19 protein-coding genes, 1 tRNA gene and 4 pseudogenes are annotated in these 19945 nt (G+C 44.2%); 13 read left to right on the plus strand and 11 right to left on the minus strand.

Going from position 1 to position 19945, the window contains the following annotated elements; all coding sequences use genetic code 11:
• Positions 1–49: 49 nt before the first annotated feature.
• Positions 50–1333 carry a serine hydroxymethyltransferase gene (gene glyA, locus LEPTO7376_RS16675; RefSeq protein WP_015135313.1) on the minus strand — a complete coding sequence of 428 codons (1284 nt, stop codon included), beginning with the start codon at positions 1331–1333 and terminating at the stop codon, positions 50–52.
• A 225-nt stretch (positions 1334–1558) separates the two neighbouring features.
• Here glyA and LEPTO7376_RS16680 point away from each other — a divergent pair, with 225 nt between their 5' ends.
• Positions 1559–1771, plus strand: a complete 213-nt coding sequence (locus tag LEPTO7376_RS16680; RefSeq protein ID WP_015135314.1) for a hypothetical protein — start codon at positions 1559–1561, stop codon at positions 1769–1771.
• 217 nt (positions 1772–1988) lie between these two features.
• On the opposite strand, the pseudogene LEPTO7376_RS25815 reads toward LEPTO7376_RS16680, so the two are convergent.
• Positions 1989–2861 (minus strand): annotated as a pseudogene (locus tag LEPTO7376_RS25815) (IS630 family transposase).
• 27 nt (positions 2862–2888) lie between these two features.
• Positions 2889–3080 carry a hypothetical protein gene (locus LEPTO7376_RS26545; RefSeq protein WP_216700251.1) on the minus strand — a complete coding sequence of 64 codons (192 nt, stop codon included), beginning with the start codon at positions 3078–3080 and terminating at the stop codon, positions 2889–2891.
• 410 nt (positions 3081–3490) lie between these two features.
• Between LEPTO7376_RS26545 and LEPTO7376_RS16700 the strand changes: the two genes are divergently transcribed.
• From LEPTO7376_RS16700 to LEPTO7376_RS29170, 3 genes and pseudogenes are all read left to right on the plus strand, one after another.
• Positions 3491–3751, plus strand: coding sequence for a hypothetical protein (locus LEPTO7376_RS16700; RefSeq protein WP_015135315.1), 261 nt, complete (start codon positions 3491–3493; stop codon positions 3749–3751).
• A gap of 71 nt (positions 3752–3822) precedes the next feature.
• A complete protein-coding gene (locus LEPTO7376_RS16705; RefSeq protein ID WP_015135316.1) occupies positions 3823–4569 on the plus strand; it encodes a transposase in 747 nt (248 codons plus the stop codon).
• A gap of 303 nt (positions 4570–4872) precedes the next feature.
• Positions 4873–5136, plus strand: a pseudogene (locus LEPTO7376_RS29170) (IS1 family transposase); the annotation flags it as partial.
• Between the two features lie 124 nt (positions 5137–5260).
• Here LEPTO7376_RS29170 and LEPTO7376_RS16710 read toward each other — a convergent pair.
• From LEPTO7376_RS16710 to LEPTO7376_RS16725, 4 genes and pseudogenes are all read right to left on the minus strand, one after another.
• Positions 5261–5686 (minus strand): annotated as a pseudogene (locus LEPTO7376_RS16710) (transposase); the annotation flags it as partial.
• Between the two features lie 25 nt (positions 5687–5711).
• The gene (locus LEPTO7376_RS16715; RefSeq protein WP_015135318.1) at positions 5712–6551 is read right to left on the minus strand and encodes an IS982 family transposase; all 840 of its coding nucleotides are present in this window, start codon (positions 6549–6551) and stop codon (positions 5712–5714) included.
• Positions 6552–6633: 82 nt separating this feature from the next.
• Complete coding sequence (locus LEPTO7376_RS16720) at positions 6634–7482, minus strand: IS982 family transposase (RefSeq protein WP_015134747.1); 849 nt, start codon at positions 7480–7482, stop codon at positions 6634–6636.
• Positions 7483–7558: 76 nt separating this feature from the next.
• Positions 7559–8010, minus strand: a pseudogene (locus LEPTO7376_RS16725) (IS630 transposase-related protein); the annotation flags it as partial.
• Between the two features lie 255 nt (positions 8011–8265).
• On the opposite strand from LEPTO7376_RS16725, the gene LEPTO7376_RS28435 reads away from it, so the two are divergent.
• Positions 8266–8469: a hypothetical protein gene (locus LEPTO7376_RS28435; protein WP_264308910.1), complete on the plus strand. Its 204-nt coding sequence runs from the start codon at positions 8266–8268 to the stop codon at positions 8467–8469.
• Positions 8470–8523: 54 nt separating this feature from the next.
• Here the strand turns inward: LEPTO7376_RS28435 and LEPTO7376_RS16735 are convergent, their stop codons facing one another.
• Together LEPTO7376_RS16735 and petG are read right to left on the minus strand one after the other, a co-directional pair.
• The gene (locus tag LEPTO7376_RS16735) at positions 8524–10467 is read right to left on the minus strand and encodes a transglycosylase domain-containing protein (protein ID WP_015135319.1); all 1944 of its coding nucleotides are present in this window, start codon (positions 10465–10467) and stop codon (positions 8524–8526) included.
• A gap of 386 nt (positions 10468–10853) precedes the next feature.
• Positions 10854–10970 carry a cytochrome b6-f complex subunit V gene (petG, locus tag LEPTO7376_RS24980; RefSeq protein WP_071880701.1) on the minus strand — a complete coding sequence of 39 codons (117 nt, stop codon included), beginning with the start codon at positions 10968–10970 and terminating at the stop codon, positions 10854–10856.
• Positions 10971–11160: 190 nt separating this feature from the next.
• Here petG and LEPTO7376_RS16740 point away from each other — a divergent pair, with 190 nt between their 5' ends.
• The 7 genes from LEPTO7376_RS16740 to bchD all read left to right on the plus strand — a co-directional run bounded on the left by LEPTO7376_RS16740 (position 11161) and on the right by bchD (position 17982).
• On the plus strand, positions 11161–11538 hold the full coding sequence (locus LEPTO7376_RS16740) for a cytochrome c (protein ID WP_015135320.1): 378 nt from the start codon (positions 11161–11163) through the stop codon (positions 11536–11538).
• Between the two features lie 41 nt (positions 11539–11579).
• Entirely contained in the window at positions 11580–12269 is a 690-nt protein-coding gene (locus LEPTO7376_RS16745) for a hypothetical protein (protein ID WP_015135321.1), read from the plus strand.
• Positions 12266–13003, plus strand: coding sequence for an SDR family NAD(P)-dependent oxidoreductase (locus LEPTO7376_RS16750; protein WP_015135322.1), 738 nt, complete (start codon positions 12266–12268; stop codon positions 13001–13003). Before LEPTO7376_RS16745 ends, LEPTO7376_RS16750 begins: the two co-directional genes overlap by 4 nt.
• Before the next feature lie 45 nt (positions 13004–13048).
• Positions 13049–13951 carry an LD-carboxypeptidase gene (locus LEPTO7376_RS16755; RefSeq protein WP_225901118.1) on the plus strand — a complete coding sequence of 301 codons (903 nt, stop codon included), beginning with the start codon at positions 13049–13051 and terminating at the stop codon, positions 13949–13951.
• 10 nt (positions 13952–13961) lie between these two features.
• On the plus strand, positions 13962–14930 hold the full coding sequence (locus LEPTO7376_RS16760) for a sulfotransferase (protein WP_015135324.1): 969 nt from the start codon (positions 13962–13964) through the stop codon (positions 14928–14930).
• 126 nt (positions 14931–15056) lie between these two features.
• Entirely contained in the window at positions 15057–15782 is a 726-nt protein-coding gene (tpiA, locus tag LEPTO7376_RS16765; protein ID WP_015135325.1) for a triose-phosphate isomerase, read from the plus strand.
• 148 nt (positions 15783–15930) lie between these two features.
• Entirely contained in the window at positions 15931–17982 is a 2052-nt protein-coding gene (bchD, locus tag LEPTO7376_RS16770) for a magnesium chelatase ATPase subunit D (protein ID WP_015135326.1), read from the plus strand.
• A gap of 68 nt (positions 17983–18050) precedes the next feature.
• Here the strand turns inward: bchD and LEPTO7376_RS16775 are convergent, their stop codons facing one another.
• Complete coding sequence (locus LEPTO7376_RS16775; RefSeq protein WP_015135327.1) at positions 18051–18998, minus strand: spermidine synthase; 948 nt, start codon at positions 18996–18998, stop codon at positions 18051–18053.
• 398 nt (positions 18999–19396) lie between these two features.
• Between LEPTO7376_RS16775 and rpsU the strand changes: the two genes are divergently transcribed.
• Positions 19397–19573: a 30S ribosomal protein S21 gene (rpsU, locus tag LEPTO7376_RS16780; protein ID WP_012307353.1), complete on the plus strand. Its 177-nt coding sequence runs from the start codon at positions 19397–19399 to the stop codon at positions 19571–19573.
• Between the two features lie 251 nt (positions 19574–19824).
• Here the strand turns inward: rpsU and LEPTO7376_RS16785 are convergent.
• Positions 19825–19911, minus strand: a tRNA-Ser gene (locus tag LEPTO7376_RS16785).
• Positions 19912–19945 lie beyond the last annotated feature (34 nt).

Raw genomic sequence — 19945 nt, forward strand, 5'->3', positions numbered from 1 at the left:
TTTACTTCATTAAACCTAAGCTCTCCGTATTTGTTGAAAATTAATTTACTTACACAGGGGTAGTCACTGGCATTTGTAGATGAGCATAGAGTGGGAACTTCTCACAGAGGTCTGCAACCCGGCCGAGACAGTCTTGCTTAATCGCCTCATCTTCAGGATTTAGGAGTCGATCTGCAATGATATTAGCAATCTCTGCAAAGTCTTCTTCCAACAAGCCACGGGTCGTCATTGCAGGCGAACCGAGACGAATACCACTACCAATCCAAGGCTTTTCTGGGTCGAAAGGTACAGTGTTCTTGTTGGCCGTGATATTGATTTCGCTAATGAGTTTGTCGGCACGCTTACCGTTCATCCCGATAGAACGCATATCCACCAACATGAGGTGATTATCAGTGCCATCAGAAACGAGCTTAAAGCCACGCGCTACAAGGGTTTTTGCCATCGCTTGGGCATTGGCGATAACCTGGGCAGAATAGTCTTTAAATTCAGGCTTGAGGGCTTCACCGAAAGCAACCGCCTTACCAGCAATCACGTGCTCTAGGGGGCCACCTTGAGTCCCAGGGAAAACGGCTTTATCAAATTTCTTGCCGAGGTCTGCATCGTTGGTCATGATCAAACCGCCACGGGGACCACGGAGGGTTTTGTGAGTTGTCGTTGTCACAACGTGGCAGTGAGGAAGGGGGTTGGGGTGGTGACCCGTCGCAACCAAACCGGCGATATGTGCAATGTCTGCCATGAGGTATGCACCCACTTCATCGGCGATCGCCCGGAATTTTTCAAACTCAATGATGCGAGGATAAGCAGAATAACCACAGATAATCATCTTCGGCTTTTCACAGAGGGCAATCTCACGAATTTCGTCGTAGTCAAGGCGTTCAGTTTCTTTATTAACGCCGTATTGAACCACTTCAAACCACTTACCAGAAACATTCACTGGCGAACCATGGGTGAGGTGACCACCATGGGATAAATCCATCCCCATAATTTTGTCGCCCGGCTCAAGCAAGGTAAGGAATACTGCAAAGTTTGCCTGCGCACCGGAGTGGGGTTGAACATTTGCGTGGGCTGCACCAAACAGTTCCTTAACGCGGTCAATGGCAACCTGCTCAACCTGATCGATAAACTCACAACCGCCGTAGTAGCGTTTCTTCGGTAAACCTTCCGCATACTTATTTGTCAGGACGGAGCCTTGGGCTGCCATCACTGCCGGAGACGTAAAGTTCTCACTAGCAATTAGTTCGAGGTGTACCCGTTGGCGATTGAGTTCGCTGGCAATCATTCCGGCGACAACATCATCAGTTTGTGCCAAAAAATCAAGGTTGGTATGAGTCACTGTTAAAGTCTTCCCTATTTCTTCAATGTCAAGTAGTCACTTGGGGCGGTGGGCTAAAGATTTCACCATTATGCAGCTAAGATTTTAGCAAATCTTTTTCACCAAAACTCTCATCATAAAGTCTTTAGGGTCGTAATGTGTCGCATCATTAACTAACTTTTCTGAAAGTTGAGCTTACAATACTAGATATAGAGACGCTGTTGAACCGCTCTGGGAGGAAGTTTGATGCTAGTCATCCTAACCGAGGGACAAATTGTACCAACAGACCAAGTTTGCCAAGGATGTTTGATGGCAGACAGAAGTGGCGCTCCGCGAGTACGCCATGGTGTGCTGAAATGTGGCCGAGCCATTAAAAATGCAATTGGCGATCAAATGCCGACTTATCAGTGCCAGATGGGCTTTCGGGTTGCTCAAGTTGGTTCTTCCGCAGCAGGCTAATTTCACTGATGTTGTGAAGTGACTGTCAGAAATAGTCAAATTTAGCCGATCTTTATCTGTAAAGAATTACCAAGGATAAATTTGGTTATCTTACCCACCAGTTGCTGGTGTAGAAAAGTTTGGCTGGCGATCACCTATTCTTTCAGTTATTACTTCTCTTAAATCTACTTGTCTAGGAGGTGTCACCAAATATGAAGTATAGCAGTAGCCAAAAGGGCTAAGGAGTTGCTATACGCAGAGTCATATCCATGGCATCTCTGGGGGATGGACTATGTCTGAGTTGCTTCCAAATACGACTTTTTAGCCAAGATCAGCATTGTGCAATCTTGTTTAAGTCTGGTGAATAGGGAGGCAGATACCACACCTCACATTTCGCCTTTGCCAGGATTTCTGCAACCCTTCCTCCCTTATGGAAAGTGGCATTATCCAAAATCAATATCTGATTGGGCTTTAATTCCGGTAGCAAACAGTTCTCTAACCACACCTCAAACACATGGGGGTTACAAGAGCCTTCCACAATAAAAGGTGCAAACAGTTTGCCTCGACTCCATGCGGCAATCCTCTTAACTCTTCCGCGACGGCTTCCTGACTTGAGGTCATAAACTCTTTCCTCTTCAGGGCCATAGCCATAGTCATACTGACCGTCTCTCTCATCTATTCCCGACTCATCACAGTAGATGATTTGTTCGGGTTTTAATCTTGCTAGTTCTTGCCTCAATGCTTCTCGCTTCTGTTCATCCCTTTCCTGATACCCATAGGCCTTTTTTGCGAGTAAAATCTATCTTCTTCAACATTCTCGATATGGTGCGACGACTCATCACATCACCCGCTGCCATTTCTGCCTGGGTTTTATCTGGATGCTGTTGCACAAAGCTTTTGAATGCTTCCCAGTCTGTGATTTTGTGACCATAGCCTTTCTGATACCCTGTTTTGGCTCTGTAAAATTTCCTGTTTGCTCTAGTCGTTGTATCCAGAGATAAAGGCTATTAAGGCCAAGACCGAACATTTCACAGACATCTTTTTTCAGGATACCTAGTGCTATTGCAGCAAGAGCTTTCCGACGTAGGTCATCACTATCAGCAACTGGCATTTTTAATCTAGATACAGACTTCCCTCCTCATTCTAAAACTATTCGGCCACTGCTATAGCTGGTTTTACCTATCTCTTTACCGACAGCTTGATGACGTTTACGAGGGAAGACAGTGCCATAGGCTGACCAAAAATCAGTATAAGCCACATCACATTGACGATAGACCTCAGGTAAAGATTCCCACAAATGCTTTGCTCCTAACTCAGAGCAGTCTCCCACGTAGACTCCCACAATCTCACGAGCATCGACTCTATAGCAGTCGCCAGATAGATTAAGACACTCCACAATGGTTTTGCAGACAAGCTCAGGATTGAGGTTCACATGATGTATTCAAACTAAATGACCACTGCTATATATCAAAGGAAACAGTCAATCTGCAATCGATGATGTAACTATCACCGACAACAACATCTCAACATCTGGAGACGTTAATACCTTTGGTGCCTAAATGAATGTCAACACAATCCTTTTGCAGAATACTATGGTCTCAGGCAATACCGTTACGACAATTGGAAATAGCGCTAGTGGTATTTATGTACTTGCTCAAAATCTCAATGGAAAAATCGAAACTTCTACCATATCGGGCAATACAGTACAAACATTTGGAAATATATTAAGACGGAATCATCATGCGTGCAGCAGGGCCTAATGCAACAATTGAGCAAGCTGTAATCACAGACAATACGGTATCTTCGGCAGGCAACTATGCTGATGGCACAGGTATTCTTACCCATAATGACACCTCTTTCCTTAATCAGGTAACCATTATAGGTAACAACGTTCTGCAATCTGGCGCTAATAGTTTTATTGTCCAAGCGCGAAATGCAAGTGAAGCTATCTGCATTGCTCAATTCAGCAACAATAGCAGTGGTCTTCCTCATGTAACGTGAGTTCGGGATAAGAAAGAAAAAGGAGAAAGTGCATATTGTGGAAGCTGATAACCAGTCCACCACTTTCTCCCATGACCAGTCTAGAACCTTTGTTCTGTTCCATTGATGATTTCTGCCAAGTCTTTGAACCTCAATGGCAACAACAATTACTGGTCTCAAAACAAAGACAGCGGCGTCGCCCCAGAAGCCTTAGTCTCAGTGAGATAATGACGATACTGATTACTTTTGATCAATCTCATTATCGTCACTTCAAGTATTTCTATCTCATCAATGTGCGTCATCACTGGCGACGAGCCTTTCCCAGAGCCGTGAGTTACCAACGTTTTGTGGAGTGGATGCCTTCAACATTAGTACCGCTGTGCATCTATTTGCGTCACTGTTATGGCCAATGCACAGGCATCAGCTTTATTGATGCCACCAGTATCAAGGTTTGCCACAATCGCTGCATCGTGAAAGTCACACCCGGCAACACCGATGATAGAAAGCCGGTAGTGGAGCTTTTGAAAGAGTTATCGGGAAAAGTCTTTGCCGATAAAGGTTACGTCTCTCAAGCTCTGGCACAGTATTTACAAGAAGAATATGATGTGAGGCTTCTAGCTAAGCCTCGTCGCAATATGAAGAATCACCTGATGCTTTGGCGTGACAAAGTGTTTGCTCGTAAGCGAGCTTTGATTGAGACCGTCATTGACCAACTGAAGAATATTTCTCAGATTGAGCATTCCCGCCACCGCAGTCCTGCCAATTTTTGTGTCAACTTGCTGTGTGGTCTCATTGCCTATTGTCATCAACCTAAGAAACCCTCTCTTCAGCTTGATTAGAACCTTTATTCCTTATCCCGAACTCACGTTAAGAAGGGAAGTTAAGTCACCAGTCTCTCTCAAATGCTTCGTTGTCCCAACTGTCAATCCACAAAAGTTGTAAAAAATGCTCGTATCCATAACGGCAAACAAAACCATAGATTTCGAGACTGCGGTAGACAATTTGTAGAAAATTCTCAACAGAAAATCATCTCTTCTGACACCACGGAGTTAATTGATAAGCTACTCCTCGAAAAGATTCCTCTGGCTGGAATTGCTCGAGTTTGTGATGTCTCAGAACCCTGGTTACAAATGACCTCTTGCAAAAGGTTATGGCAATCTTTACCCGGAGTTTATCGCCAATGCGCAGTAGCTTACAGTGATTTTTGGTCTGCTTATGGCCTCATCTTCCCTAGCAAACGTCATCGATTCGTAAGCAAAGAGACAGGAAAGACAAGTTATATTGAGCGATTCAACTGTACTTTGAGGCAAAGAGTTTCGCGCTTGGTGAGAAAGACTTTATCCTTTTCTAAGAGGATGTCTGAAAAGAGACTGACTGTAACTTTTGTCGAAATGAGTTGCACGTAAAAATAAGCACTTCAGGCGATCAACCTGGCGGAATTTACGCAGCATTTATCGAACATAAAGACTTTTCAGACATCCTCTTAGAAAGTCGCAAACCACATTGGAGCTATAGCAGCGAAGGAGAAGGTTAGGACATAGAACAGAAGGCTATTCTGATGGCATCGAACAAATCCTCAGTCTTCTTGATGAGCTTACTTACCTCCTTCTTTAACCTCCCCCAAAACTTCTCTATCTTGTTCAGGTGTGGTGAGTAGGGTGGCAAAAATATCACTTCACATCCTGCCTTCGCCACCAATGTTTGTATTCTTTCCTTTGGATGAACACTGGCATTATCCAGAATAATAATTTGACCCGGAATCAACTCTGGCACTAAGCAATCCTCTACCCATTGGCAAACTAAGGCGCTGTTGGCATAGCCCTCAAATACCATCGGTGCTATCTGCTCTCCCTCTCGCCATCCTCCAATCACGCTAACTCGTTCTGTACGATGATCTAACTTCTCTGCGATAAACCTCTCTGACTTATGGCAGTAGCCATACCCATAATCTAACGTGAGTTCGGGATAAGGAAATGAGGTTCTAATCAAGCTGAAGAGAGGGTTTCTTAGGCTGATGACAGTAGGCAATGAGACCGCAAAGCAAGTTGACACAAAAGTTCGCTGGACTGCGATGGCGAGAGTGTTCAATCTGAGAAATATTCTTCAGTTGGTCAATGACGGTCTCAATTAAAGCTCGCTTACGAGCCAAAACTTTGTCACGCCAAAGCATCAGGTGATTCTTCATATTGCGACGAGGCTTAGCTAGAAGCCTCTCATCATATTCTTCTTGTAAATACTGTGCCAGAGGTTGAGAGACGTAACTTTTATCAGCAAAGACTTTTCCCGATAACCCTTTCAAAAGCTCCACTACCGGCTTTCTATCATTGGTGTTGCCAGGCGTGATTTTAACATTGAGTAATTCGCCATGGTCATTGATAACCAGATGTAGTTTGAAGCCAAAGAACCAACCCACAGAGGTTTTACCTCGAGCGGCATGACCATCAAAAACGCGATGTTGAGAGATGCGGCGATTTTGACAAACTTTGATACTGGTGGCATCAATAAAGCTGATACCTGTGCATGAACCATAACAGTGCTGTAGGTAGACACATAGAGGTACTAACGTCGAAGGCATCCACTCCACAAAACGTTGGTCACTCACTGCTCTGGGAAAGGCTCTTCGCCAGTGATGACGCACATTGATGAGATAGAAATACTTGAAGTTACGATAGTGAGATTGATGAAATGCAATCAATATCGTCATTATCTCGCTGAGACTAAGGCTTCTAGGGCGACGTCGCCGCCGTTGTTTCGAGGCCAGCAGCTGTTGTTGCCATTGAGGTTCAAAGACTTGGCAGAAATCATCAACGGCACAAAACAAAGGTTATAGACTGGTCATGGGAGAAAGTGGTGGATTGCTTATTAACGTGAGTTCTGGATAAGGAAATGAGACTCTAATTGAGTTAGAGAGAAGGTTTCTTAGGCTGATGACAATAGGCAATCAAGCCACACAGCAAATTGACGCAGAAGTTCGCTGGACTACGATGTCTAGAGTGCTCAATCTGAGAAATGTTCTTCAGTTGGTCAATCACGGTTTCAATCAAAGCTCGTTTACGAGCGATGAATGTATCTTGCCAGAGCATCAAGTGATTCTTCATATTGCGGCGAGGTTTAGCAATTAACATCACATCATGTTCTTCTTTGAGATGTTGTGCCAGAGCTTGGGACACATAGCCCTTATCTCCAAAAACTTTGCCGAATAAATTCCGTAACAGTTCAACGACAGGCTTTCTGTCATCAATATTGCCAGGAGTGATTTGTACATGAAGTAATTCTCCTCGGTCATTAATGACCAGATGGAGTTTGAAGCCAAAGAACCACCCAACAGAGGTTTTACCTCTAGCGGCATGACCGTTAAAGACTCGATGTTGGGCAATACGGCGATTGTGACAAACTTTGATACTGGTGGCATCAATGAAACTAATGCCTGTGCAATCTCCATAACAGTCACATAAATAGGCACATAGAGGCACTAAGCTGGAGGGCATCCATGCCACAAAGCGTTGATAACTCACTGCTTTGGGAAAGGCTTTTTGCCAATAGTGTCGCACCATCAGGAGATAGAAATGCTTGAAATTACGATAGTGAGATTGATGAAATGCAATCAGTATCGTCATCACCTCACTCAAGCTTAGGCTTCTAGAACGGTGACGATACCTTTTGCAAGAGCTAAGTAATTCTTGATGCCACTGAGGTTCAAAGACCTGGCAGAAATCGTCAACGTCACAAAATAAAGCGTCTAAACTAAGCATAGGAGAAAGCTGTGGATTGGTTTCAACTGCCACGATATGAGCTTTCTTCTTTTCTTTCCTTATCCAGAACTCACGTTAAGGTATTATCAAATCCACTTTCATCGATATATACGAGTCGTTCTTGGACATACTGCTTCAGTTGTGCCACAAATGCTTTTTCTAATTCTTTATCTCTCTCTTGATATCGATAGGTCTTTTTTTTCGAGTAAATTCAATTTTCCGTAGAGCTTCACATCTGGATGCATCACTAATAGACTCTGGCCATTTCTCCGCCATTTCCTTCTGGGTTAGATGCCCATATTTCTCTGCAAAAGCACGAAAAGCATCTAGATCATTAATCTTCGGTTGAGGGCCTCGACGGTAATCTGTCTTCGGAGCGACTGAACCGATTTTCTCTCGTCGTTTCAGCCACAGGTCTAGCGTATTTCGGCTAATACCAAAGAAGCGACAGATATCACTTTTTCGTTCACCTTTATCGAAGGCGGCAACAGCTTTTAGGCGTAAATCAAGACTATGGGGAGCAGGCATGGCATCTATGTTTATTGCTTCTATCCTATTCTGTCTTAACCCACTCCTTGCCTGCTATATTTGGCTTTTTGTTCATCACTACAACTCATCCTTACCTCTTTAGGACTACCAGATAATGGACATGGCTTAGTAAGATTTGTTGATGTGGCAGATGATAATTATGAGCCAGAAGCAAATTGGGGCATTACTTTCACTGAAGCAATGGAGCGAATTCATGCTTATTTACCCAACGGCACAATTTAAAAAAATGTCGCAGTGTTCAGATACGTCTATGAAGTGCTGGGAATGGGTTGGGTTTATGCCATCACGAAATTGCCAATCATTGGCGGTGCAGTCGATGCAGCCTATGGCGTATGGGCAAAGTATCGTCTCAAAGTAACAGGTCGTCCCGATCTCATTACTCTCATTCAAGAACGGGAAGAAAGACGGAATTGTAGTTTAGAAGAATGCCAAGTATAAAAGGTAGTCTAACTAAAAAGTAAGGCGATCGCCCGCCATCCTTATCTATCAAAATTAGGGAGAAGGTCGATCATACTTAGACGCGGCAGGGAAATACTGAGGCTTCTCATTCTTAAGAGCGTCCTGCATAAAGGCTTGCCAGATGGGTGCTGCATGGGTACCTCCAGTAACCCCTTTCCCCATGGGACGATAATCATCATTACCGACCCAAACTGCTGCAGACATTTGGGGGGTATAACCGACAAACCAGACATCCCGCTCCGAAGACGTTGTCCCTGTTTTACCAGCAGCAGGACGACCACCTAATTTAGCCCTCTTTCCTGTACCACTATCAATTACCCCTTGCAAAATACTGGTAAGAGAAGCTGTAGCCCAAGGATCAAGTACGAGTTTCGGATCCGGCGTATTATCGAGCAGAACGTTGCCCTGACTGTCCGTCACTCTCAAAATTAATGTCGTATCACTCTGCCAACCATTGCTCGCAAATGTCGCATAAGCTCCCGCCATTTCCAGGGGACTAATACCCACAGCACCCAGTGGCAAAGACACAACAGGCTGTAACTCGCTTTCGATGCCAAGAAGTTGGCTCACCTCGATCACACGGTCTAAGCCAATTGATTTACCGAGCTTTACGGCAGGCACGTTCTTAGAAGACTTCAGCGCATCAAACAGAGAAACTGTGCCTGAAAATCCACCGCCATAATTTTGAGGCTCATACCATTTCGTACCATCCTTATACTTGACAGGCGTATCCTGAATGGTTGTGTAGGGACTATAACGTCCACTCGCGAATGCTGCGTAATAAACGAACGGCTTAAATGAGGAGCCTGGTTGCCGCTTCGATTGCGTTGCACGGTTAAACTGGCTATTCTCATAGCTCGTGCCACCCACAAGTGCTTTTACGAAATGCGTCCGGGGATCAACAGCTGCCAAAGCCACTTGATCGGCCCGTAAACCACGATTTTGCGCCCTTCGAAATGCCTTCCGAACTGTTTCTTCAGCTTGTCTCTGAAAATTAACATCAACTGTTGTCTGAACCCGCATTCCACCTTTCTGAACGAGTTCTTCCCCAAAACGTTGCTTCAACTCCTCAACAACAGCCTGGGTGATATAAGGCGAAGCACTACTTTTCCATGCCGTCGGTTGGCCGACAAGTAATGGTTCTTTATAGGCAGTCTCTGCTTCTTCGCTAGTAATCCAGCCCAGATCGCGCATCCGATTTAACACCATCCTTTGGCGCTGCTTCGTCGATTGGTAATCTCTAAACGGGCTATATTCTTCGGGAGCTTGGATCATCCCCGCCATTACTGCGGATTCGGCCAGGGTTAACTCATCAGCTTTTTTGTTGAAATAGGATTCGGCTGCAGTTTGGACACCGTAATTGTTATGACCCCAATAAATATTATTGAGGTACATTTCTAAGATTTCAGCTTTTGGGAAAATCTGTTCAATACGAAGGGCAAGGACAGTTTCTGCTAGTTTTCGGTTATAGGTTCGATCTTGGGCAAGAAATAGGTTTTTAACGAGCTGCATCGTGATCGTTGATGCACCCTCGACAATGGCTCCCTCTTCATAGTTACTGAGCATGGCACGTCCCACACTAGTAGGGTTAATGCCTTTGTGCTGATAGAAATGACTATCCTCAATGGCAATCACAGCCATTTTTAGATGAGGGGAAACGTTTTCAAGATCAACGTTGGTTCGGTTTGCTTCGCCGTGGAGACTGAGAAGCAGGGTGCCGTTAATGTCATAGATATAACTAGTTTCAGTGGGGACATAGCCTCTGAGGGTACGGACGTCAGGCAGATTTCGGAAACTAACGGCTAATCCGACTAATCCTCCTGCGGCGATCGCACTGGCAATCATTGTGGTTCCTATAACTGTTCCGGCCGCATTTTGAAAAACCCCTCCCACAAATTTCAGGACGGGATGGGCTTGCTTCTTGCGCTTGCGTTTAACTCGGCGGACTTTACGCTGGACAGTAGTACTAGACGACAATGATTATGACCTCACGAATACCGAAAAAAATTGTTGGAGTATGGGCTATCACAGGATTGTCTGATCAAAGACATTCGCAGCTCACTCGCATTTTAATATGAAGCGATTGTAGCAAGGGAATTTCGTCTTGAGCGCAATTTCTACTGATGGGATGAGTTTACAGAGAACTATTTACGGAAGTTCATACTTGGGGAAAGTGATACTTCCATAGCGCTAAGACTAAACCAAAATCCTGAGGAATATGTCTCAGACTTTCTGGGAGGTGGCAGAAAAATGATTAGCTACAAAAAATCCTTGCTGCGCTTGAGCAAGGACGTTTATCGGTAAAACATTTTCTGTCATCGTATTTCTGATGAAACTGTTTTGATAGCGGCAGGAGCTAGTGCTTACTCCATACCAAGGTCGTTACCACGCTTGTACTGTAGATATGCTGCTACAAAAAGCCCAGCTAAGGTAATGGGTATAAGGCCAAGGACAATGCCCAACAAGAGGGGTTCGATCACGCTAGGGTCTCCTGAATCGTTTTGTTAAAAGTTATTATCTCAATTGTTGCTTATTTTATGGGATAAGGTCGGCGATCGCCAAGAACTGACTTTAATTTTTGATCGACAAGGCTTGAAGATCGCAGTACCATTACTGTTAAGAAACGTTGCGTAATGTCAACGAGATCGTACTGTCCCCTTTTCAAGTTCTGTGGTTAATTCTGACAACACTACTTCTAATCAGCCTCCCAAGTTGCTCCTCGTTTTGGGCTTAATTTTGGCAATCGTCGCTTCTGGTTTTGTAGGAGTTTATGCGTCCCAAGCAACGAGTGATCCATATACTCGCGAAGTTTTAACGTTGGTGGGAGATGATTTGCAAGGTAACGCCATTTTCCAGATTAATTGTGCAGGTTGTCATGGCATTCAAGCAGATGGCAATGTTGGCCCCAGTCTCAAAGGCGTCACCCAAAGAAAGTCGGATAGTCGTCTTATCCAGCAGGTGATTAGCGGCAACACACCGCCCATGCCTAAATTCCAGCCTGAACCCGAAGAGATGGCAGATCTGCTGAGTTATCTCCACACTCTCTAAAAGATTTTTCATCCAAGTTTTGAGAGATAAACAAGATTTTCATGAATACTTCCCGTGCGATCGCTATTGGCTTGATTTGGCTAAGTTTTTCAATTTACGCTTTTGTGTTTGCGCCGCCGAATCAGCCTGATACCTTTGATTTGATTACGCAGCTCTCTAGTGGCAATTGGGATGAGATCAATCCGCTAATTATTGCTCTGTTTAATGTGATGGGTATTTTGCCGTTGATGTATGGCGCAATTCTCTTCACCGATGGTCATCGACAAAAGCTACCAGCTTGGGCTTTTTCAACGGGTAGTTTTTTTCTTGGGGCATTTGCTTTGATGCCTTATCTTGCTCTCCGTCGTGACAATCCAACTTTTACGGGACAAAAAAACTGGTGGCTTAAATGGCAGGATTCGCGAATTCTGGGCACACTTACGCTAATTGCTCTGATTGTTTTATTTGGTTATGGATTTAGTCAGGGAGATTGGGCTGACTATGCAATACGGTTTCAGAGTGATCGTTTTATCCATGTGATGAGTCTGGATTTTTGTGCATTGTCATTGCTTTTCCCAACGCTGTTAAAAGACGATTTGGCTCGCCGTGGTTTAGCTGAGAAAAAATGGATCTTTTGGGCGATCGCCTTAACTCCTCCATTCGGCATGGCGATTTATCTGACCCTCCGTCCCGCAACCATTGAGCAACCTCTAACTGAAACAGAGCAAACTCAGGAAATGGCTCAAGTATGAATGCATTGGTGATTGGGGCTGGACGAGGCATTGGTCTAGAATTTGTGCGGCAATATTTAGAGGATCCCGCTTACGGGAAAGTATTTGCGACCTTTCGGCAATCCTCTAAATCATTAACTCATTTAGCCGCAACTTATCCCGAGAAACTCGTCTGTTTGCAGGTGGATATCACCATCGAAGCGGATATCCAGGAGGCGATCGCCACAATTAAACAAAAGACTATGACCTTGAATGAAGTCATTTATGCCGTTGGTGTATTGCATGATGGGCAGATGCAACCAGAAAAAAGTTTGCGCCATATCCAGTCAGAAAATCTTGTGTCGTATTTTCAAGTGAATGCTATTGGAGCCGTTCTTTGGGCGAAATACCTTCTCCCTCTTTTACGAGGTTCTAACCCGGCAATTTTTGCGGTAATTTCGGCGAAAGTAGGGAGCATTGGCGATAACGGTTTAGGCGGTTGGTATGGCTATCGTGCCTCAAAAGCCGCATTAAATATGCTCCTCAAAAATGTCTCTATCGAATGGCGAAGGGTTGCTCCCAATATCATTGTCGCTCTGCTTCATCCAGGCACAACCGATACAGAGTTATCCAAACCTTTCCAAAAAAATGTCCCTGAAGGGAAGCTTTTCCCTCCTGAAAAAACAGTAACTTTACTCCGCACTGTAATCGACAATCTCACACCGCAGGATAATGGCGAATTTTTCTCCTGGAATGGCGATCGCTTACCTTGGTAAATTGACGTTAATTCATTCAGGACTGTGCTGATGGAACCGTTAAGAATGCCTGACCCTCTACAACCCGGTGATTTACTGAAAGTGGTTTCACCGAGTGGTCGACTTCTCGAACATGATGACCTGATGGCTGGCGTTGAAATTTGGCGATCCCAAGGATATCGCGTCGAATTCACGAATGGCTGGGATCAAAAATATGGCTACCTTGCAGGTGATGATGAAACTCGCCGAAACTCTTTGGCAGAAGCATGGTTTGATCCTGAATGCAAAGGAATTTTGTGCGCGCGTGGTGGTTATGGTGGGATGCGTTTACTTGAGAATTGGGACTGGAAAATCAATCAAGTCAAGCCAAAATGGTTGATCGGTTTTTCGGACATTACGAGCTTGCTTTGGAGTCTAGCGACAGTGGGTGTAGGAAGTTTACATGCACCTGTTTTAACGACTTTACCCAAAGAACCCGATGAGTCATTAGAGCGATTATTTAAGATAGTGCAAGGGAAACCGACAGAGCCATTAGTCGGCAAGAGCTGGGTCAGTGGATGCGCAACGGGAATTTTATTGCCTGCAAATCTAAACGTTGCAACTCATCTACTCAATACAAAATTGCAACCCAATTTTGAGAATGTCATTCTTGCCTTAGAGGATGTTACTGAAGCTCCTTATAGCATTGATCGCCTTCTCACTCATTGGCGATTATGTGGTGCCTTTGAGAAGATCAAAGGAATTGCTCTTGGTCGCTTTAGTCAGTGTGATGAATTGGGTTCAAAAGATAGCTTTTCTACAATGGAAGTTCTTGGCGATCGCCTCAAAGATTTAAATATTCCTATCATTGCTGAGTTACCCTTTGGGCATGATGGCGTAAATTGCAGCTTAATTTCCGGAGCGATCACTACCCTTGACGCAGATCAAGGAAAACTAATAGCCCAATCAGCACACAGAACAAACATCTAAGTAGTAACTAATGCTTCCCACTTTCCCGGAAATTCAAAAAAAGAAGCCTATTCTCATTACAGGTTCACATCGCTCTGGCACCACTTGGGTTGGAAAAATACTCAATACACCTCAGACTGCATATATATTTGAACCTTTCAATATAGAAAACAATGAGCCTCGTCATGATTACCCACTGCAATACTGGTTTACCTATCTCGCAGGCCTAGATGAAATATCACGTAATCAATGTTTAACTGATCTTGCCCAATGTCTGAGTTATCAGTACCAGCCAGCACTTTCCAATGACTATTCATGGCACTTTGCTGCTCGTATCAAACTACAGCGGAGTTGGGAAAACTTTCAAAAGCGTAGTAAACAACTGCGCCCATTAATGAAAGATCCAATTGCACTTTTCGCTGCACCGACTCTAGCAGAAACCTTTGACATGAAGGTTATTTGCATGATTCGCCATCCTCTTGCCTTCTGTAGCAGCATTAAAAAATGGCAATGGACTTTTCCTTTTGAGCATTTTCTTCAACAGCCAAATTTGATTGATGATCTATTCCCAGAAGAGCGAAAAAAAATTGAACTCTTTGCCGCTAAAGAATTTAGTTACGTTCAACAAGCCGCGTTCCTGTGGGTTTTATTCCATAAGGTGATCAAAAGTTATCAAAAAAAACACCCTCATTGGTTGTTTATACGACATGAAGACCTTGTTCTCAATCCGGTGTTGGAATTTGAGAAAATATATGGCAGTTTAGATTTGAATTATGATCAGTCAGTGATTAAGAGAATTGATAAGTTTACAAATGTAAGTACCGCCAAAACTGAATCACTTGATGCAGATAGCCCAGCATTGAAAAAACGAGATCCTCGACAAATTATCACTTCATGGAAAGCTCGCTTAAAAGTCAATGAATATAAATTTATTTTAGAGCAAACACAAGGTCTTAAAGAACACTTTTACCCTCAGGATGCTCAAAGTTACTTAGTTTAAGAAGTAGTCAAAGTCATCCTATCAAGGAAGAGTGAGATGGATATTGCAGGGCAAATTCCTCTATAAGGTAAACTGTCTAACTGTGCATAAATCATAAATATAGCGAGCCGAAAGTTTAGGATCACCGTGCGAAAGATTATTATTGCGGGCAATTGGAAAATGTTTAAGACTCAAGCAGAGTCTTTAGAGTTTCTCACGGCATTATTACCCAAAATTGCCGATGGTCATGAGGAACGGGAGGTTGTACTTTGTACTCCTTTTACGGACCTAGGGATTATGTCGAAAAGTCTCCACGGTACGCGGATTCGCCTCGGAGCACAAAATATTCACTGGGAAGATGAAGGTGCATTTACTGGTGAAATTTCTGGGGCAATGCTCACGGAGGTCGGGGTACGGTATGTTGTGGTCGGACATAGTGAGCGCCGTCAGTACTTTGGTGAAACGGACGAAACGGTTAATCAACGCCTCAAAGCGGCTCAACGTCATAGCTTAATTCCTATTCTCTGTGTTGGTGAAAGCAAGGCTCAGCGCGATGCTGGCGAAACAGATACAGTAATCGCAAACCAGCTTGCTAAGGACTTGGTTGATGTTGATCAAAATAATCTTGTTATTGCCTACGAACCCATTTGGGCGATCGGTACAGGTGAAACCTGTGATGCGAAGGAAGCGAACCGTGTGATTGGTCTAATTCGCGAAAAGCTTACCAATAAAAATGTGACCATTCAGTATGGTGGCTCTGTTAAGCCTGCGAATGTTGATGAAATTATGGCTCAGCCAGAAATTGATGGCGCTCTAGTCGGTGGTGCCAGCCTAGAAGCCGATAGTTTTGCCCGCTTGGTTAACTTTGTGTAAACATTTTCATTAATCTGTTTTTGCAACCTTAAGCAGGGAGCAAAGTTTGTTAGAGGAGAAAGGTCTCATTTGTGCGGGATGTTCTCCTCGTTTTTACAAAAAATGTTTAAATTCACTTTTTTATTTTTTAACACCATTTTTTAGATAGATGCCTACTTTAACGACATCTCGAACATCTTTCCCCTTGACGGCGGTTGTCGGTCAGGATGTGATTAAAACAGCCCTTCTGCTCGGTGCGGTTGACCCGGCTCTGGGCGGGGTGGCGATCGCCGGAAAACGCGGCACGGCTAAATCAGTGATGGCGCGGGGCATTCATTCATTGTTGCCACCTATCGAAATTATTAAAGATAATCCATACAATTGTGATCCGACTAATCCAAGTGATTGGGATGATCTAACCGCACTCGAATTTAATGGGACAAATCCTGAAAATATTCCGACAGAAGTGATTGCGGCTCCCTTCGTGCAAATTCCTTTGGGAGTCACGGAAGATCGCTTACTTGGTTCTGTTGATGTCGAAGCTTCAGTACGGCAAGGTGAACCTGTATTTCAACCCGGACTTTTGGCGCAGGCACATCGAGGTGTTCTCTACATTGACGAAATTAATCTTCTCGATGATCAGATTGCCAACCAACTTTTAAGCGTGCTGACTGATGGTCGTAACCAAATTGAGCGGGAAGGCATTAGTTTTTCCCACCCTTGTCGTCCGCTATTAATTGCCACCTATAACCCCGAAGAAGGTGATCTCAGAGAACATTTGCGAGATCGCATCGCCATTACTCTCTCCGCTGATCGTCCTTTGCTCTTGGAAGAAAGAGTAGCTGCCGTAGAACAAGTGGTGCAATACTCTGAATCACCCAAAGAATTTTTAGCATCCTACGAAGATGATCTAGATGCCCTGCGAACTCAAATTATTTTGGCGCGGGAATGGCTCAAGGAAGTAAATATCACAACAGATCAAGTAGCCTATCTCGTCAACGAAGCAGTACGAGGTACGGTCGAAGGTCATCGGGCAGAACTTTTTGCAGTTCGGGTCGCAATGGCTGCAGCTGCTTTAGATGGTCGCAATATCGTTACAGCGGACGATTTGCGGACTGCCGTGGAATTGGTTATTCTACCGCGTGCAACAACGATTCCCACGCCGGAAGATGACGATATGCAGCCACCACCTCCGCCTCCACCACAATCTCAAGATGAAGACGATGACGATCAGTCTTCTGACGATGATCAGGATGATGAAGATCAAGACGACGATGATCAAGATGAAGATCAGGAAGAGCAGCCCGAACAGGAACCGACAATTCCCGAAGAATTTATCTTTGATCCAGAAGGGGTCGTCTTAGATCCTAATATCCTTGCTTTTGCGCAGATGATGCAGAACAAGAGTCAAGGTAGTTCTGGTAAGCGGGGTCTAATTTTCTCTGATGATCGTGGCCGTTATATCAAGCCAATGTTGCCACGAGGTAAAGTTCGTCGTATTGCGGTGGATGCAACCCTAAGAGCTGCGGCACCTTACCAGAAAGCTCGTCGTGCTAAGTATCCTGGTCGTAACGTTATCGTTGAACAAGGCGATTTGCGCTCAAAGCGAATGGCTCGGAAAGCAGGTTCATTAATTGTTTTCCTCGTAGATGCGTCGGGTTCTATGGCCCTTAACCGAATGAATGCAGCAAAAGGTGCAGTGATGCGTCTTTTGACAGAAGCCTATGAAAATCGTGACCAAATTGCATTGATTCCGTTCCGTGGTGAAATGGCGGAGGTTCTATTACCACCCACACGTTCGATTACCCTCGCTAAAAACCGTCTGGAGACGATGCCTTGTGGTGGTGGTTCACCGTTATCACATGGTTTAACTCAGGCGGTTCATGTTGGCATGAATGCGAAAATGTCTGGTGATGTCGGTGATGTCGTTATTGTGGCGATTACCGATGGTCGTGGCAATATTCCATTAGCGCGTTCTTTGGGTGAGGTGCCGGAGGAAGGCGAAGCGAAACCAGATATTAAGGAAGAACTCCTTGATATTGCAGGGAAAATCCGTGCTTCTGGTACGAAACTCTTGATTATCGATACGGAGAAAAAGTTTATCTCTTCTGGTTTTGGTAAGGAGTTGGCTAAGCAAGCAGGCGGTAAATATTATCGTCTGCCCAAAGCAACGGATCAGGCGATCGCCTCCATGGCAAAAGGAGCAATGGCCGAAATCTAATTGATTACGTCAAAAATCTGAAAGAGGGGATTAACTGTTTATGAAGTTAGTCCCCTTTTTTTATCGGGTTAGTTGGAAGTAGCTTGGCCTTTACCAAAGAATTTGGGTGGTTCAGCTAAGGTATAGACTTCGGTGTGGGTGGCGATCGCCTGACGAACAAAAAGACTCGTCTGCAACAAACCTAGAAGTGTTTGACCATCGATCAGTTTCAAGCCACCATTAGTTTTCTCGGCGAGGAGCTGATCCACTTCTGCAGAATCAGGCATCGTATCTAATTCAGTATCCCGGCACAGCGCAAAGCCCCAAGGCGCACCATAGGTCGAGACAAAGGAACTGTAGGAAGTCACATTAGTGAAAACAGTTTTGAGGGTATTGACCAAGCGGCAATGTAATTTCACTTCTGCTGGAGCTGTTGGGCCAGCCTGCACAACGACTAAGCCACCAGGAGCCAATACACTCTTTAACTGGGCAAAATACTCTTTCGTAAAGAGTTTAAAAGAAGGGCCTTCCTCGATAGGATCAGATAAATCTGAAATGATAATGTCCCATTTTTCTGTGGTGGTATCCAAAATTTTGAAAGCATCCTCAATGCGGAGATCGAGTCGGGGATCATCAAAAGCCCCCTCATGCATTTCCGGCAAAAACTCTTTGCAAGCCTCTACCACTTCGCCATCAATATCCACCATCATCACTTTTTCGACGGATTTCCATCGCAAAATCTCTCGCACCGTAGCCCCTTCACCACCGCCAAGCACCAAAACTTTTTTCGGATTTCCATGGGCAATCATTGCAGGTTGTACGAGTGGTTCATGGTACAAAAACTCATCACCTGTACAGGACTGCCATTTACCATCAAGAATTAAGGCTTTACCATAAGCACCCGTTTCGGCGATCGCCATTTCCTGAAACTGTGTTTGCTTATAGACCAATAATTTTGTGATGCCGTGACTGTAGATATCCCACGGCGTAATGTATTCATTAACCCAATAGTCCGCTTTAAGCTCACTGCCAGCCATAAGAAACTTTCCCTAATTGCGCAAAATTTACCGGCTACCAGTATCGCAAACTATTTAGGAGAGTGGCCTTAATGTGTTCTTTTTCCGTGAATTCTCTGAGAAAATCAGAAAGGCGATCGCTCTCTAAGCTACCCAACACTTTAATGGCTTCATTATTTGTTCCATAGCAATTGATACTCGGTAGAAAATTCAGCCCCAACTCCAAAACTAATCCTTGATCACCGCAAGATCACCGATACAAAAACATAATTATTTTTATATTCATCGCTTGCGCTGACGACCGACAAAACTCTAAAATAGTATGTCTTATGATATGGCTAAACTTTATATTAAAGTTTTACGTCAATATTTATTTTTAATTGCTTACTAACCTATTAGTGTTCAAAGGAGGATACTGTATGACCCAAGTGGTTGTCGGACAAAACGAAAACATCGAATCCGCGTTACGTCGGTTTAAGCGTCAGGTTTCCAAAGCCGGTATTTTCGCTGACATCAAGCGTCGCCGTCACTTCGAAACTCCCATCGAAAAACGCAAGCGCAAAGCTGTAGCTCGCCGCAAGAAGCGTTTCCGTTAAACAGAATTTTTTTAGATTGGTTTTGAAATCGACGCTCATCACCAACATGAAGAAAAAACTTAAAACAAAGGCAGGAAAGTCAATCTAGCTTCCCTGCTTTTTATTTTTTGAACTATTTTAGGTGAACGAAAAAATCATTACTTTCGTTTATTTACCTAATAATAAAACCTGTTGAGAAGTACGATTTGAAGCACTATATAAAACTCATAATGAGCCATGAAAAATGCTTCAGAATCACTTCTTTTTTGAAACGGAGAGAGAGGGATTCGAACCCTCGTTAGAGTTTCCCCTAAACAGCATTTCCAGTGCTGCGCCTTCAACCGCTCGGCCATCTCTCCAGATGGGGCACGGTTAAAGATTATACAATACCCA

It is taken from the genome of [Leptolyngbya] sp. PCC 7376 (assembly GCF_000316605.1).
GTDB lineage: Bacteria > Cyanobacteriota > Cyanobacteriia > Cyanobacteriales > MRBY01 > MRBY01.

What these genes read in the sequence shown, in the direction of transcription:
- LEPTO7376_RS16745 (WP_015135321.1), top strand. Translation starts at nt 11,580, where the DNA reads ATGAATACTTCCCGTGCGATCGCTATTGGCTTGATTTGGCTAAGTTTT.
- LEPTO7376_RS16700 (WP_015135315.1), top strand. Translation starts at nt 3,491, where the DNA reads ATGCGTGCAGCAGGGCCTAATGCAACAATTGAGCAAGCTGTAATCACA.
- LEPTO7376_RS16755 (WP_225901118.1), top strand. Translation starts at nt 13,049, where the DNA reads ATGCCTGACCCTCTACAACCCGGTGATTTACTGAAAGTGGTTTCACCG.
- rpsU (WP_012307353.1), top strand. Translation starts at nt 19,397, where the DNA reads ATGACCCAAGTGGTTGTCGGACAAAACGAAAACATCGAATCCGCGTTA.
- LEPTO7376_RS16680 (WP_015135314.1), top strand. Translation starts at nt 1,559, where the DNA reads ATGCTAGTCATCCTAACCGAGGGACAAATTGTACCAACAGACCAAGTT.
- LEPTO7376_RS16720 (WP_015134747.1), bottom strand. Translation starts at nt 7,482, where the DNA reads ATGCTTAGTTTAGACGCTTTATTTTGTGACGTTGACGATTTCTGCCAG.
- LEPTO7376_RS16775 (WP_015135327.1), bottom strand. Translation starts at nt 18,998, where the DNA reads ATGGCTGGCAGTGAGCTTAAAGCGGACTATTGGGTTAATGAATACATT.
- LEPTO7376_RS16705 (WP_015135316.1), top strand. Translation starts at nt 3,823, where the DNA reads ATGACCAGTCTAGAACCTTTGTTCTGTTCCATTGATGATTTCTGCCAA.
- LEPTO7376_RS16760 (WP_015135324.1), top strand. Translation starts at nt 13,962, where the DNA reads ATGCTTCCCACTTTCCCGGAAATTCAAAAAAAGAAGCCTATTCTCATT.
- LEPTO7376_RS16750 (WP_015135322.1), top strand. Translation starts at nt 12,266, where the DNA reads ATGAATGCATTGGTGATTGGGGCTGGACGAGGCATTGGTCTAGAATTT.
- bchD (WP_015135326.1), top strand. Translation starts at nt 15,931, where the DNA reads ATGCCTACTTTAACGACATCTCGAACATCTTTCCCCTTGACGGCGGTT.